The sequence below is a fragment of the Runella sp. R0.1_18 genome (assembly GCF_057652155.1).
The window spans coordinates 17551-33371 of sequence record NZ_JBYFCK010000008.1; the positions used below are offsets into that span (position 1 = coordinate 17551).

The following is a 15821-nucleotide window of genomic DNA, read 5'->3' on the forward strand; positions in this document are numbered from 1 at the left end:
TGATGGAAAAACAACCCAATCCACCCCGCTGGGCCGACCGATTTTTGGGTTGGCTTCTCCCCTCAGAACTTTACGAAGAGCTATTGGGGGATTTGCACGAGCAGTTTGCCTTTCAGGCCGAGGAGTTTGGAGCGCAGCGAGCCCGTTGGATGTATTTCTTTGAAGTCTTACGCTTTTGTCGTCCTTATTTTCTGAAACGTCGTTTCCGTGCTCAATCCAAGTATTCAACCTCTTACACATACAGCCTCACTATGATACGCAATTATTTTAAAATCGCTTTCCGTAACCTGTTGAAATACAAAGGTTACTCGTTCATCAATATCTTCGGCTTGGCAACGGGAATGGCCGTGGCGATGCTCATTGGGCTTTGGGTGTGGGATGAATTGAGTTTTAACAAAAACTTCAAAAATTACGATCACATTGCTCAGGTTTACAATCACGTAACGGAGCCATTAGATCAAAAACAGGTAGAAGGCAGTAGTCAGCCACAACCAATGGCGAAAGTGTTACGAGAAAAATACGGGCATATTTTCAAGCACGTACTATTGGTGCAGTGGGACGGAGAAACTACCTTAAGTGTGGGTAATGAAAATCACATCAGGAAAGGGCAGTTTTTTGAAAACGGAGTGATAGATATGTTTTCCTTAAAAATGCTCAAAGGCAGTAAAGAAAGCCTAAATGACCCCCAAGGTCTGATTATATCAGCATCAACGGCTACGTCTATTTTTGGTGATAAAGACCCCATAGGAGAAGCCATAAAATTAGACAACAAGTTTTATTGCAAAGTGAGCGGTGTATATGAAGATACTCCCCCAAATTCTACGCTGGGCGGCATCCATTTTATCGGCAACTTTGAGCATCTCCGTAGCAATGAGAAGTGGATAAAAAACAACGAGGAGAGGTGGGACGCTAGCTCGCAACGAATTTTTGTACAAACTGCCGATAAGGTAACGATGGCGCAAGCCAATGCTGCCGTTAGAGATTTTTATCTGAAAGATGCACCTGACAATTTTAAGGAACTTGCCCCTAAATATAAGGCAATACTTTATCTAAACCCCATGGAAAACTGGTATTTGTATTCGGAATTCAAAGACGGATACCCAGCTACGGGGCGCATTACTTTTGTGTGGTTGTTTAGCATAGTGGGGGTATTTGTGTTGCTTTTGGCTTGCATCAATTTTATGAATTTAAGCACGGCCCGAAGCGAAAAAAGAGCCAAAGAGGTAGGTATCCGCAAGGCCGTTGGTTCGGTAAAATCACAGTTGGTCAACCAATTTTTAGGAGAATCGTTTTTGGTGGTAGGTTTGGCCTTTATCGTCATGTTGGGTATCGTTGGGGTATCTATTGGCTGGTTTAATGAGCTCGCTGATAAGAAAATAAGCATTCCTTTCACTAATCCATATTTTTTAGGAATCAGTTTTGCATTTCTTACTATTACAGCTTTATTATCAGGATTTTATCCTGCCTTTTATTTGTCTTCGTTTGAACCTGTAAAAGTACTGAAAGGTACGATTCGCTTAGGAAAATACGCCTCTTTGCCACGTAAAGTATTGGTCGTAGTACAATTTACGGTTTCGGTGGTGTTGATTATCGGTACTATCGTAGTATATCAGCAAATCCAATATGCCCAAAACCGTCCTGTGGGATATGAGAGAAGTAGTTTGGTGCGGATTTCGATGGACGACCCCAACTTTGAAAACAGTAAATTGGTGATGAAAGACAATTTACTGCGCAATGGCATAGCGTCAAATGTCGCTTTTTCCAATATGCCCGTTACTTCCATTTGGGACAATTGGGGTGGTTTTGATTGGAAAGGCAAAAACCCAGATGCCGAGTCCAGTTTTTCAGTTACCCAATTAGACGAAAATTTTGGTGCTACCATTCAATGGAAAGTGAAACAGGGACGTAATTTTTCCAAAGAGTTTGGAATGGATACTGCCGCTGTTATTATCAATGAATCGGCGGCCAAGTACCTGGCGTTGAAAAATCCAATAGGAGAGTATATAACTTCGACAGACGGTAAGCGCCGCTGGCAAATCATCGGTGTCATCGAAGATTTAGTGGCTGAGTCACCCTACGAACCTGTAAAAATGGGTTTGTACATGTACCAACGAAATGTTCGTTCATTGGGGCAAATGCAAATAAAAATAAGTCCTAACTTGCCTATGTCAGAGGCACTTGCCAAAATTGAGGCTACTCAGAAAAAACTTGTTCCTTCTGCTTCTTTCCGCTATTTTTTTGTGGATGAGGAGTACAGTAAAAAATTCACGTCGGAGCAGCGTATCGGCAAATTAGCGCTCCTTTTTGCCATTTTAGCCATTACGATTTCCTGCTTAGGTTTATTTGGCTTGGCTTCCTTTATTGCAGAGCAGCGTACCAAAGAAATCGGAATAAGAAAGGTATTAGGAGCCAGTATAACCAATTTGTGGAGCCTACTTTCGAAGGAGTTTGTGCTGTTGGTGGTTATCTCGCTTTTTATTGCTTCGCCAGTTGCGTATTACTTTATGAATAACTGGATTCAAAAATACAGTTACCATACCGATATTTCATGGTGGGTTTTTGTGGTGGCGGGTGTGGGAGCATTGACAATTACCCTGTTGACGGTCAGTTTTCAAGCCATTAAGGCGTCGTTAGTGAACCCCGTAAAGAGCTTAAAATCAGAATAAAAGAGTCATGCACCACCACCCACCCAAATGGCTTGACTCCTTGGTCAAATGCTTTCTCCCTTCAGAACTTTACGAAGAGCTATTGGGAGATTTGCACGAGCAGTTTGCCTTTCAAGCCGAAGAGCATGGAGCGCAGCGAGCCCGTTGGATGTATTTCTTTGAAGTGTTACGCTTTTGTCGTCCTTATTTTCTGAAACGTCGTTTTCGTGCTCAATCCAAGTATTCAACCTCTTACACATACAGCCCCGCTATGATACGCAATTATTTTAAAATCGCCTTCCGTAACCTGTTGAAATACAAAGGTTACTCGTTCATCAACATCTTCGGCTTGGCAACGGGAATGGCCGTTGCGATGCTGATTGGACTTTGGGTGTGGGATGAGTTGTCCTACAACAAGTCCTTTAAAAATTACGACCATATTGCGCAAGTGATGCAACGGGGCGTTTTTAACGGAGATTTTGGCGCAGGGGCTCATATGCCGCTTCCCTTGGGCAACGAACTCCGTACGATGTATGCTGCGGATTTTAAACATGTCGTGATGTCTTCATGGACGTATGAGCATATTTTGGCATACGGAGATAAAAAGTTCACGAAACAGGGCAATTATTTAAGTCCCAATGCTCCCGATATGCTGTCACTCAATATGCTCAAAGGCATGCGAGCAGGATTGAAAGACCCGTCTTCGATTTTATTGTCAGAGTCGGTCGCAAAGGCTTTGTTTGGCGACGAAGAGCCTGTTGGTAAGCTGATGAAAATTGACAATAAATTGAACGTAAAGGTAACGGGCGTTTACGAAGACCTGCCCTACAATAGCAATTTCAAAGATATGACTTTTATTGCTCCGTGGGATTTGTACGTATCGTCGGAGTCGTGGGTGAAGCGGGCACAAGACAATGTAGAATGGAACAATAATTCTTGGGAAATGTTGGTGCAGCTTTCGCCTACTGCCGATTTTGACGCCGTTACACAAAAAATCAAAGGCATTAAAATGAAGCATGTGCCAGAATTAGTTTCCTTTAAAAATGAAGTGTTTCTTCACCCAATGAGTAAGTGGCACTTATACACGGGCTGGGACAAAACAGGAAAGCCAGAGGGCCGTATTCAGTACGTTTGGTTGTTTGGTATCATTGGTGGTTTTGTGTTGTTGCTGGCCTGTATCAACTTTATGAATTTGAGTACCGCCCGTTCCGAAAAGCGGGCCAAAGAAGTAGGCATTCGCAAGGCCGTTGGTTCGGTACGTTCGCAGCTCATCAGTCAGTTTTTCAGCGAATCGCTGCTGGTAGTGGCTTGTGCTTTTGTAATCTCTTTATTGTTAGTGATTCTACTCCTTCCGATTTTCAATGAAGTAGCCGATAAACAACTGTCTTTGTTGTGGACAAATCCCATTTTTTGGCTAATGGGAGTTAGTTTTAGCATCCTGACGGGCTTGATTGCGGGAAGCTACCCTTCGTTGTATTTATCTTCTTTCCAACCAGTAAAAGTGCTAAAAGGTACATTCAGGGCAGGGCGTTTTGCTGCCGTTCCTCGTAAAATACTCGTTGTAATCCAGTTTACGGTATCCGTTACGCTTATTATTGGCACAACAATCGTACTTCGCCAAATCCAACATGCCAAAAATCGCCCGATTGGATACGACCGCAACGGTTTGATTACGGTGACAATGAATACCCCAGAGTTGTACCAAAACTATAATGCGTTGCGAGATGCCCTTTTAAAAAGTGGAGGAGCTGTCGAAATGTCCACCTCTTCTACGCCAGCTACAAACCTAAATTCACAAAATGGCGGCTTTGACTGGGAAGGCAAAGACCCCAACTTTAAGGATAGTTTTGGAACCATTGCGGTAACGCACGATTTTGGGAAAACAGTCGGGTGGCAATTTGTACAAGGGAGGGATTTTTCTCGAAAATTCTCGACTGACTCATCGGGCATAGTTCTTAACGAAACTGCCGTGCGTTACATGGGACTAAAGAACCCAGTAGGTAAAATTATGAAGTGGAATGGAAAGCCTTTTCAAATTGTGGGCGTTGTGAAGGATATGGTCATGGGTTCTCCTTTTGAACCCGTTTATCAGACTGTTTTTATGATGGACTACAATTGGGCGGGGATTATCAATATCAAGTTGGATCCAGCACTAAGTGCCACCGAATCCCTCAAAAGGATAGAAGCTGTATTTCAAAAATTTAATCCTGCCAGTCCGTTTGACTATAAATTTTCGGACCAAGAATACGAGCGGAAATTTGCGACCGAAACCCGCATTGGTCAATTAGCGGGGATTTTTGCGGCATTGGCTATTTTTATTTCCTGCCTAGGTTTGTTTGGGTTGGCGTCGTTTGTGGCTGAGCAACGTACCAAAGAAATCGGCATCCGAAAAGTACTTGGGGCTACTGTTCCCAATCTTTGGGGCTTATTGTCCAAGGATTTCGTCGTGTTAGTGATTATATCCTGCCTTATTTCTACGCCGATTGCGTGGTATTCCCTCAACGGTTGGCTGCACAAATACGAATACCGCACCGAGATTTCATGGTGGATTTTTGCGTTGGCCGCAGTTGGTGCTTTGATAATCACCCTACTAACCGTCAGCTTTCAAGCCATCAAAGCGGCCCTGATGAATCCTGTAAAGAGCTTAAAATCAGAATAAACGAGCCAATGCAAAACAAACCACCCAAATGGCTTGACTCCTTGGTCAAATGCTTTCTCCCCTCAGAGCTTTACGAAGAGCTATTGGGGGATTTGCATGAGCAATTTGCCTTTCAGGCCGAGGAGTTTGGAGCGCAGCGAGCCCGTTGGATGTATTTCTTTGAAGTCTTACGCTTTTGTCGTCCTTATTTTCTGAAACGTCGTTTTCGTGCTCAATCCAAGTATTCAACCTCTTACACCTACAGCCCCACTATGATACGCAATTATTTTAAAATCGCTTTTCGTAACCTGTTGAAACACAAAGGTTACTCATTCATCAATATTTTTGGTCTGGCTACTGGAATGGCCGTGGCGATGCTGATCGGGCTTTGGGTGTGGGATGAGCTAAGTTTTAATAAAAACTTCAAAAACTACGACCGCATTGGGCGAATAGTGGTGCATAATGGGGAAGGAACGTACATGACAAACCCCATTCCGTTGGCCGCTGAGCTGCGCGCTTCGTATGGTTCTGATTTTAAATATATCGCCATGACTACCTCCACGCAGAAGTATGCGATACTATCGGGGGATAAAAAGTTCTTTCAATCAGGTAGTTTTATGCAGCCCGATGCCCCCGAACTGTTTGGGTTGGACATGGTGTATGGTACCCGTGCCGCGCTCAAAGACCCACATTCGATTTTACTTTCTGAATCGCTTGCCAAAAAGCTTTTTGGTGATGAAAATCCGTTGGATAAAATCGTAAAGATAAAAAATCGGATGGAGGCAAAAGTAGCGGGTGTGTATAAGGATTTGCCCAAAAATTCGGAATTTCAAGACCTGACCTTTATCGGGCCGTGGGATTTACTGGCTTCTTTTATGAGTTTTATGAAAGAGCAAGAAAACGATTGGAACGATAACTCCTACAAAATTTATGTTCAGCTTGCTCCTAACGTTGATTTTGCGGGTGTTTCGGCCAAAATTAAAGACATAAAGCGGAAGCATTTGGATGCAAAACGCGTCGCGTACAATCCCGAATTGTTTGTCCATCCGATGAGCCAATGGCGCTTGTATTCCAAGTTTGCCAACCGAAAAAGCGTGATGAGCGACCAACTTGAATTTATTTGGTTGTATGGCATCATTGGGGTGTTTGTACTGCTGTTGGCTTGCATCAATTTTACGAACCTGAGCACAGCACGTTCCGAAAAGCGCGCCAAAGAAGTTGGGATTCGGAAGTCGATGGGATCGCTTCGCCAGCAATTGATTGCGCAGTTTTTCGGCGAATCGTTTTTGGTGGTTTTTATTGCATTGGGTTTTGCGTTGCTTTTGGTGCAATTGGCTTTGCCTTTTTTCAATGAGTTGGCCGACAAAAAAATAACGATTTTATGGTTAAACCCTGTTTTTTGGCTGTCGGTACTGGGCTTTAGTGTATTTACGGGCTTATTGGCGGGGAGTTATCCTGCGTTTTACTTGTCTTCTTTTCAGCCGATAAAAGTGCTCAAAGGAATCGGTTTCCCGTCGTCGCGTTGGCGGAGAGGAGCCTTTGCACCGACGCCACGGAAAATTTTGGTAGTGATACAGTTTACGGTTTCCATTGTGCTAATCATTGGCACGAGTGTTATTTATCTCCAAATCCAGCACGCCAAAAACCGAAACGTGGGTTATGATAAAGAAGGGCTAATGGCCATCTATATGATTACGCCCGACCTTTACCAAAACTACGAAGTGATTAAAAATGAGCTCCTTCAGTCGGGCGCGGTGACTAATTTGGCGATTTCTTCTTCTCCCATCACCGATGTGTGGGAAAACCAAAGTGGGTTTGAATGGGAAGGTAAAGCCCCAGGCTTTGAAGATAATTTTGCGACTTTCCGAGTGACGCACGATTACAGTAAAATCGTAGGGTGGCGGTTTCGGGAGGGACGCGATTTTTCCAAAAAGTTTTCAACAGACTCTTCAGCTATTGTCATCAATGAGACGGCCGTAAAGTACATGGGCTTGAAAAACCCCATCAATGAAACGGTAAAGTGGAACGGGAAAAGCTACGAGGTGATTGGTGTTATCAAAGACATTGTGATGGGTTCGCCCTTTGAGCCGATATTGCCTACGGTGTTTTTGTTGGATTACAACAACCAATACACGATTAACATCAAACTAAATCAAACAATGGCCACTTCTACCGCCGTTGGCAAAATAGCGGAGGTATTTCAAAAGTACAATCCAGCGGTGCCGTTTGATTACAAATTTGTGGATGAAGAATACGCCAAAAAATTTGCCAATGAAGAACGTTTGGGCAAAATAGCCTCCATTTTTGCCATTTTAGCGATATTCATCAGTTGTTTGGGCTTGTTTGGGTTGGCGTCGTTTGTGGCCGAACAACGTACCAAAGAAATGGGGGTACGTAAGGTACTTGGGGCAACGACCGCCAATTTGTGGGGATTATTGTCGAAAGACTTTGTGGGGTTGGTCGTTCTTTCGTTGTTTATTGCGTCGCCTATTGCGTATTATTTTATGGGTCAATGGTTACAGAAATACACCTATCACACCGAGATTTCGTGGTGGGTTTTTGCCTTGACGGGCGCAGGTGCTTTGGCGATTGCCTTGCTGACAGTCAGTTTTCAGACCATCAAAGCGGCGCTGATGAATCCTGTGAAGAGTTTAAAATCAGAATAAAAACAAGCAGATACGATGAAAATGTTTGTAGCAGTGCTGCTTCTTGGCTTGGCCACAATGCCGTATTTTCACGCCTTTGGCCAAACCAAAGCACAACAGAAACCTCAAATTGCCTTTTCATTTGACGACGGGCAAACCAATGATGTGGCAGGATACCCACTTGCTACTTGGAATCAGTTATTGCTTGACCACCTAAAAAAACATCAAGTAAAAGCGGTTCTGTTTTCATCGGGTGCCAACAAAAAAACGGCCAAAGGAAAATACCTGTTAAGTTCATGGAACGATGCGGGGCATTTGATTGGGAATCACACGTTTACCCACCCCAACTTTAACAGTAAAAATACCAGCCTGCAAGATTTTGAATGGGAGCTCATGGTCAATGATTCCATTATCAGAAAGTACGCCAATTTCTACCCTTATTTCAGGTTTCCGTACCTGAAAGAGGGAAATACCAAAGAAAAGGTGGAAGGATTTAGGGCTTTTATGAAGGAAAAAGGCTATACAAATGGGCACGTCACTATTGATGCCTCCGATTGGTACATTGATAGCCGTTTGGTAAAGCGTCTCAGAGAAAATCCGAAAGCCGATGTTTCTGGGTTTAGGGACTATTACAAAACCCACCTGATGAATCGTGCCATGTACTACGACTCTTTGGCGAATCAGCTCACTGATAGACCTGTTAGTCATGTCATTCTTTTACATCATAACCTTGCTGCGGCTTTATTTTTGGGTGATTTGATTCAGCACTTTAAAGATAACGGTTGGGAGGTAATCAGTCCCGACATCGCTTACCAACACCCCATTTATAAAGAGGTTCCCAATACTATTCCTGCTGGCGAAAGCCTCATTTGGGCCTTGGCAAAACAAACGGGAATGTTTGATAATGTATTGCGATACCCCGCCGAAGATGGGGCTTATGAGAAAGAAAAGATGGATAAACAAGGGTTATAAATAGACTTTCCAAGTTTTGAAGCGAGGACGCCCAGTCTTGGAAAGTCTAATATTCTATCCCCTATTGCGAGGCTTTTACCCGCGTATAAATTTCACGGAAGTTTTTCGCACTTTCGGCTATTTCGGGGCCATTGTTCTCCCAATGATACTCGTATTCGGCCGAAATCGGTCCTTTGAATTTTTGGCGTTTTAATTCACCAAGTACCGCTTCCACTTTACAATCGCCTGTTCCCCAAATCACGTCGTGATACTTGCCGTCGGGCGTATCTTTTTTCACGTCTTTGAAGTGCATACCAATCACGTGGCCATCTAATTTTTTCAAACACTCGACGGGGTCAAGTCCTGAACGTACCCAGTGGCCAATGTCGGCACAAGCGCCGATGTATTTGCTACCCGCAATGGCCGCAATCACCGTGTCGGGGTGCCAATAGCGTGAAGGTTTTGGGTGGTTGTGCAACGCTACGTTGATTTTGTATTCTTCCGCTAGTTTCCGAATCATGGGCATTTGGGCTGGTGCAGGCTCCGAATTGATATTGAGCACGCCCATGTCTTTGGCAAACTCAAACAACGCTTTCCATTCTTCTTCGGTTTTGGCATTCACCACCCCGAAGGCCACAATGGTGATGCCCTTGTCTTTGATGAGTTTTTTTACTTGTTGGCGCTTGGCAGCGTCCATCGTAAAATCCATTTTTCCCTCAATACCGCCCCCGATGGTCTGCCCTGGAAACGCCTCGACGTATTTCAGGCCGCAGCTGTCGATTTTGCGCAGTGCGTCGGCAAAGGAAAACAAACGAAAAGAGTACGATTGAGCGCCTAAACGCCAGCCTGCTTTATCCTCAGGATTTTTTTGTGCTTGAACAGAAAATGCGCCTAGCGAAAGCAACAGTCCGCACAAGAAGTATTTGGCAGTATGTTTCATAAAATCAATGATTTGTTTTTTGGACAAAAGTAAAGAGGCGACTCTCTTTACCCTTTAGGTAGGGGTTTTATCCGTGAGTCCAAAGGAATCTGAGTTATCCGTGCCTCTCTTTAAAAGCAATAAAGGCAAGCATCACTGTCCTAACGCGTACAAACGTGTCCGATTATGGACAAATAATTATTTTAAAACAAAAACTTAAACTATTGATTATCAATATATTAGTTATTTGTTGAGCCACTGGCAAATTATTTGCTCAGCAAAAATAGAAATAATCAACATCGAATGAAACGGACGTACTTAGGAGAATTTGAAGAAATCGTTTTACTCGCGGTAGCCGTTCTAAACGGCCAAGCCTACGGGGTATTGCTGATGCACGAAATCATTGAACAAACCGACCGAAGTGTCCGTCTGAATCAAGTGCATTCGGCCTTGCAACGGCTCGAAGAAAAAGGGATGGTTCGCTCGGAAATGGGAGAGCCTACCAACGAGCGCGGCGGACGTCGCAAACGTTTGTTTTCGGTGACGGCCTTTGGTCAGCGAACGCTGCATGAAATCCAAGAGGTAAGAGCGAGTTTTTGGCAGCGTCTAACGCCTACGCTCAAATTTTCTGTCTAAACTTTAGATGTCTCCTATCATCGTGATGACAAAATAATTAACTCTATGCAGCACCAGCCACCTCGCCTTGCCGACCGCTTTTTGCATTTTTTCTGTGCGCCTCACCTGTTGGAGGAAGTTCAGGGAGACTTGCACGAAGAATTTGAGTACCAAGTTGAGCGCGTAGGAATACGGCGTGCGCGATGGCGCTATTGGCGCGATGTGCTGGGCTTTTTTCAGCCACGTTATATCAAACGTAAACCTTCTCAATACCCTCAAACCTATTTATTCAGCCTCAATATGCTACGCAACTATTTTAAAATCGCCTACCGAAATCTCCAACGCAACAAAGCTTACGCTTTTATTAATGTGTTAGGCTTGGCTTTGAGCATGACATGTGGAATCCTCATTTTTACGTTGGTCAACTATCATCTGAGTTTTGACAATTTTCACAAAAACTCAGATAGAATATACCGTATTGTCACTGAAATGCACAGGGAGAATGTTTCCTATGATCGAAGTGTACCAGCTCCTTTGGGACAGGTTTTTAGAAATGAGCACTCTTTTGGTGAGAAAACAGCCCGAATAGCTACTTTTACCGACCGTCTCATTATTTTAAAAAAAGGGAGAGAACTAATAAAGTTAAAAGAGCCAGAAGGAATCGCTTTTACCGAGCCAAGTTTCTTTGATATTTTCAATTATCCTTTGCTTCAGGGAAACAAAAACACCGTATTAGTTGAACCCAATACCGCTATTTTGACCCAAAAAATGGCCAAAAAGTATTTTGGAGACGAGAATCCGATTGGTAAGGAGTTTTGGTTGGAAAATAGAATCGTGTTTACCGTAACTGGAATTCTAAAAGATTTACCTCCCAACACGGATAGAAAAACCGAGATCTATGTTTCTTATCCTACCCTAAAATCATACAATTCGTGGTTGGCAAGTGATGATTCATGGGGAGGGGTGGATGATGCGATGCAGTGTTTTACGCTACTTCGCCCTAACGTTTCGGCAACACAAGCAGAAAATGCGATGGCTCCTTATCCCAAAAAGTACCGTCCCAGTAGCAAAAATGTCCACCACTATAAATTACAGCCTTTATCTGACATCCATTTCAGCACACTTTATGATGGGCCAATGGATAAACAAAATCTCTGGATACTATCCATCATCGGCTTTTTTTTAATCATAACCGCCTGTGTAAATTTCATCAATTTAGCCACCGCCCAAGCACTTAAAAGGTCAAAAGAAGTAGGAGTACGGAAAGTATTGGGAGGGTTTAAAGGGCAGCTTTTCGGGCAATTTATTACAGAAACCGCCATTATTTCAGCGATTAGCGTTGTCATTGCAATTTTGCTTTCGTTTTTAATCTTGCCTTATGCTAACGATTTTTTTGACGCTCAAATGTCACTCAATTTGTTCTCGGACAGCCAATTACCCCTTTTTATTATAGCTTTGGGAGTGATTGTTACCTTTTTTGCGGGTTCTTATCCCGGGCTTATTCTGGCGGGTTTCCAACCAGTTATTGCCTTAAAAGGGAAATTGTCTCATCGAACCATTGGCGGTTTCAACACACGACGTGCATTGATCGTTACCCAATTCGCTATTTCACAGGTACTGATTATTGGTATGGTGGTAATTATCAGGCAGATGCAATATGCCAAGCAATCAGATTTGGGGTTTGACAAAGACGCCATTGTTATGGTTCGGGTAGGCGCCGACTCAACGGATATAAAAATGAAGTCATTGAAACATGACCTTTCAACCATTGCTGGTGTGGAAAAAATATCACTTTGTCGGGCGGCACCTTCTTCTGGTAATGTCTGGACAAATACTATCCGATTTGATAATCAGACCGAACAGGTAAATTTCGGAACAAATATGAAAGCGGGCGATGAGGCTTATCTGTCCACTTTTGACTTGGAATTGGTTGCTGGCAGAAATCTTTTTCCATCTGATTCAGTAAAGGAATTTTTGGTCAATGAGACTTTTACTCGAAAACTCAACTTCAGTTCTCCTCAAGAAGCTATTGGGAAAGTGATTGCAGCTAATGGAGGCTCAATGAGGGGGCCTATTGTCGGTATTATCAAAGACTTCCACGATCTGTCTTTTCACGTAGAAATCAATGCGGTAGCCCTCACCACTAACAAAGACGATTATTCAAACTATGCCATTAAATTAACTATGGCAACAGCTAAAACCACCTTAAACGCTATCGAAAAAGCATGGACAGCAAAATTTCCCGACCAGATTTTTGAGTATGAGTTTTTAGATGAAAGCATCGCTCAATTTTATGAAACAGAAGAACGGTTTTTGAAATTGATGACTCTGTTTTCGCTCATTGCCATCTTTATTGGCTGCTTGGGGCTTTATGGATTAGTGAGTTTCATGGCAGCGCAGAAAACCAAGGAAATTGGGATTCGGAAAGTATTGGGTAGTAGCCTTGCACAGATTTTATGGATTTTTGGAAAAGAGTTTGCCCGTTTGATTGTCGTGGCCTTTCTGGTTGCGGCGCCCATTGCGTGGTGGTTTATGAATCAATGGCTGCAAGATTTTAAGTTTCACATCACAATTCAGCCTTGGATATTCGTAGTAACCATTGCCATCACGCTGCTTGTCGCTACCCTGACAGTAATTTATGAAGCGACCAAAGCCGCCTTGGTGAATCCCGTGAAATCGTTGAAATCGGAATAAATACCACGCGTAGGGACGTTGCATGCAACATCCCTACCAACTATCCTTATGCAGCATCATCCCCCTCACCTCGCCGACCGCTTTTTGCAGTTTTTCTGTGCGCCTCACCTGTTGGAGGAAGTGCAGGGAGATTTGCACGAAGAGTTTGAGTACCAAGTCGAGCGCGTAGGAATACGGCGTGCGCGATGGCGCTATTGGCGCGATGTGCTAGGCTTTTTTCAACCACGCTATATCAAACGAAAACCTTCTCAATACCCTCAAACCTATTTATTCAGCCTCAATATGATACGCAACTATTTTAAAATCGCCGTTCGGAACTTGTTAAAAAACAAGGGTTATTCTTTTATCAATATCGGTGGCTTGGCTGTAGGCATGGCCGTGGCTATCCTCAGTGGGCTTTGGGTTTGGGATGAATTGAGTTTCAACCAATATCACCAAAATTATGCGCGGATTGCACAGATAGTACAAAATCAGGTAATAAACGGAGAGATAAAAACGAGTAAATCCGTGCCTTATCCTTTCATCCATGAGCTGAAAACCAATTATAGCGAAAGTTTTAAGCACATTATTGCGTCAACGTATAAAAATGAATTCATTTTAACGTCTGGCGAAACAAAACTTTCCAGCCAAGGACAATTCATGGAAGCGAAAGCCCCCGAACTATTCACGTTTGAAATGCAGAAAGGTTCTTGGGAAGGATTGACCGATCCACAATCCGTTTTGCTTTCTGCTTCCGTTGCCAAGGCATTGTTTGGTGATATCGATCCCATGAATAAGCCGCTCAAAATCAACACTGATCTGAACGTAAAAGTAACGGGTATTTACGAGGATTTTCCGCAGAATTCTGTGTTTTACGGAGTACAATTCGTGGCTTCCTGGGACTATTTTTTGGCTACGAATCGGTACATGAAAGAAAAGAAATGGGATAATCACGCGCTGATCATGTACGTGGAGATCAAACCCGAAACAACCTTTGAAAAGGCTACGGCGGCGATCAAAGATTCCGAATTGAACGTCATCAAGCAATTGGATGATATGAAGGAAGAGGCCGCTACACACCCGCAAATGTGGTTGCACCCGATGAAGGATTGGCATTTATACGCCCGTTTTAAAAACGGTTTGGTCGATAACGGCCCCGTTCAATACGTTTGGTTAGTGGGCATGATTGGCTTTTTCGTATTGCTGTTGGCCTGTATCAATTTCATGAATCTAAGTACGGCCCGCAGTGAAAAACGCGCCAAAGAAGTAGGAATTCGCAAAGCGGTCGGCTCATTGCGGGCGCAATTGATCGGGCAGTTTTTCGGTGAATCGTTTTTGGTCGTTATCATCGCTTTTGTGGTTGCCCAAACAATGGTTCTGTTGGCATTGCCGGGCTTCAATGAACTGGTCGACAAGCAAATGGCACTGCCATTGACCAATCTATATTTTTGGCTGTTCAGTTTGGGCTTTATTCTCCTGACCGGGCTGCTGGCTGGCAGCTACCCAGCATTTTATTTGACTTCTTTTCAACCCGTTAAAGTATTGAAAGGAACGGCTGTTCAATGGGGACGAATGGCCTCTTTGCCCCGTAAAGCATTGATAATCTTACAATTCACCGTTTCCATCACATTGGGTGTTTGTACTATTGTTATCTATCAGCAGGTACAATTTGCCAAAAATCGCCCTATTGGTTACTCTCGCGACCGATTATTGATGGTTCAAATGAAATCGAACGATTTCTACGGAAAAACGGACGTATTACGCAGTGAATTGAAAAACACGGGTGCTGTGGTGGAAATGGCCGAATCGCAAAGCCCAATCACCGGCGTATGGAGCGCCAACACCGGTTTCAGTCGGAAAGGCTTAGCCTTAGAAAATGAAAATTTTGCCACACTTTCCATTGCTCCCGAATATGCCCAAACAGTAGGTTGGGAATTTGTGGCCGGTCGCAACTTTTCCAAAGCTTTTGCCTCCGACTCGGTGGGTTTTATTATCAATGAGACCGCCGCTCGGTTGATGGGTTTTCCTGAGAATATACCCAGTGCTGCTCTCGGAGAAACCGTCCATTGGAAAAGCAAATTTATGACCAACGACGTAGAAAAACCGTTCAAAATCATAGGCGTTGTAAAAGACATGGTCATGGAATCTCCGTTTGAACAAGTGAAGCCTACGGTCTTTTTGATGACCGGAAACCCTAATTGGTTGAATATCAAAATTAATCCAGGAGTCAGCGCGGCAGCAGCACTTCCCAAGATTGAAGCAGTCTTTAAAAAGCTCATTCCTGCTGCACCGTTTGATTACAAATTTGTCGATGACGAATACAACGCCAAGTTCGGTGCCGAAGAACGGGTCGGAAAGCTGTCGAGTTTATTTGCGGTGTTGGCGATTTTCATTTCCTGTCTGGGCTTGTTCGGGTTGGCGTCTTTTGTGGCCGAACGACGCACCAAAGAAATCGGCATCCGTAAAGTATTGGGCGCTTCCGTGTCTGGTTTATGGCAAATGCTGTCCAAAGAATTTGTCCTGTTGGTGTTGATCTCCTTCCTCATCGCTGCTCCTGTTTCGTGGTACGCCATGCAGGAATGGTTGGATAAGTATAGCTACCGCACTTCGATTTCGTGGCAGGTGTTTGCCGCTACGGGTACTGGTGCTTTGCTCGTCACGTTAGCAACTGTCAGCTTCCAAGCCATCAAAGCCGCCTTGGTGAATCCCGTGAAATCGTTGAAATCGGAATAAAT

Annotated in this window: 8 protein-coding genes; 7 read left to right on the forward strand and 1 reads right to left on the reverse strand. The window is 43.7% G+C overall.

Annotation, left to right across the window (positions count from 1 at the left end; genetic code table 11):
* Positions 1-2 precede the first annotated feature (2 nt).
* From AC23P2_RS15495 to AC23P2_RS15510, 4 genes are read left to right on the forward strand one after another with little or no spacing between them, the layout of a single operon-like run.
* On the forward strand, positions 3-2666 hold the full coding sequence (locus AC23P2_RS15495; RefSeq protein WP_487774052.1) for an ABC transporter permease: 2664 nt from the start codon (positions 3-5) through the stop codon (positions 2664-2666).
* Between the two features lie 7 nt (positions 2667-2673).
* The gene (locus AC23P2_RS15500; RefSeq protein ID WP_487774053.1) at positions 2674-5304 is read left to right on the forward strand and encodes an ABC transporter permease; all 2631 of its coding nucleotides are present in this window, start codon (positions 2674-2676) and stop codon (positions 5302-5304) included.
* 8 nt (positions 5305-5312) lie between these two features.
* Complete coding sequence (locus AC23P2_RS15505) at positions 5313-7949, forward strand: ABC transporter permease (RefSeq protein WP_487774054.1); 2637 nt, start codon at positions 5313-5315, stop codon at positions 7947-7949.
* A 15-nt stretch (positions 7950-7964) separates the two neighbouring features.
* Positions 7965-8900 carry a polysaccharide deacetylase family protein gene (locus AC23P2_RS15510; RefSeq protein WP_472486638.1) on the forward strand — a complete coding sequence of 312 codons (936 nt, stop codon included), beginning with the start codon at positions 7965-7967 and terminating at the stop codon, positions 8898-8900.
* Between the two features lie 61 nt (positions 8901-8961).
* On the opposite strand, the gene AC23P2_RS15515 is transcribed toward AC23P2_RS15510, so the two are convergent.
* Positions 8962-9819 carry a sugar phosphate isomerase/epimerase family protein gene (locus tag AC23P2_RS15515; RefSeq protein ID WP_487774055.1) on the reverse strand — a complete coding sequence of 286 codons (858 nt, stop codon included), beginning with the start codon at positions 9817-9819 and terminating at the stop codon, positions 8962-8964.
* A gap of 282 nt (positions 9820-10101) precedes the next feature.
* Between AC23P2_RS15515 and AC23P2_RS15520 the strand changes: the two genes are divergently transcribed.
* Genes AC23P2_RS15520 through AC23P2_RS15530 form a run of 3 tightly spaced genes read left to right on the forward strand, consistent with a single transcriptional unit; the run spans position 10102 to position 15819 of the window.
* A complete protein-coding gene (locus AC23P2_RS15520; protein ID WP_028523464.1) occupies positions 10102-10434 on the forward strand; it encodes a PadR family transcriptional regulator in 333 nt (110 codons plus the stop codon).
* A gap of 45 nt (positions 10435-10479) precedes the next feature.
* Positions 10480-13107 carry an ABC transporter permease gene (locus AC23P2_RS15525; protein WP_487774056.1) on the forward strand — a complete coding sequence of 876 codons (2628 nt, stop codon included), beginning with the start codon at positions 10480-10482 and terminating at the stop codon, positions 13105-13107.
* A 48-nt stretch (positions 13108-13155) separates the two neighbouring features.
* The gene (locus tag AC23P2_RS15530; RefSeq protein WP_487774057.1) at positions 13156-15819 is read left to right on the forward strand and encodes an ABC transporter permease; all 2664 of its coding nucleotides are present in this window, start codon (positions 13156-13158) and stop codon (positions 15817-15819) included.
* Positions 15820-15821: the final 2 nt, after the last annotated feature.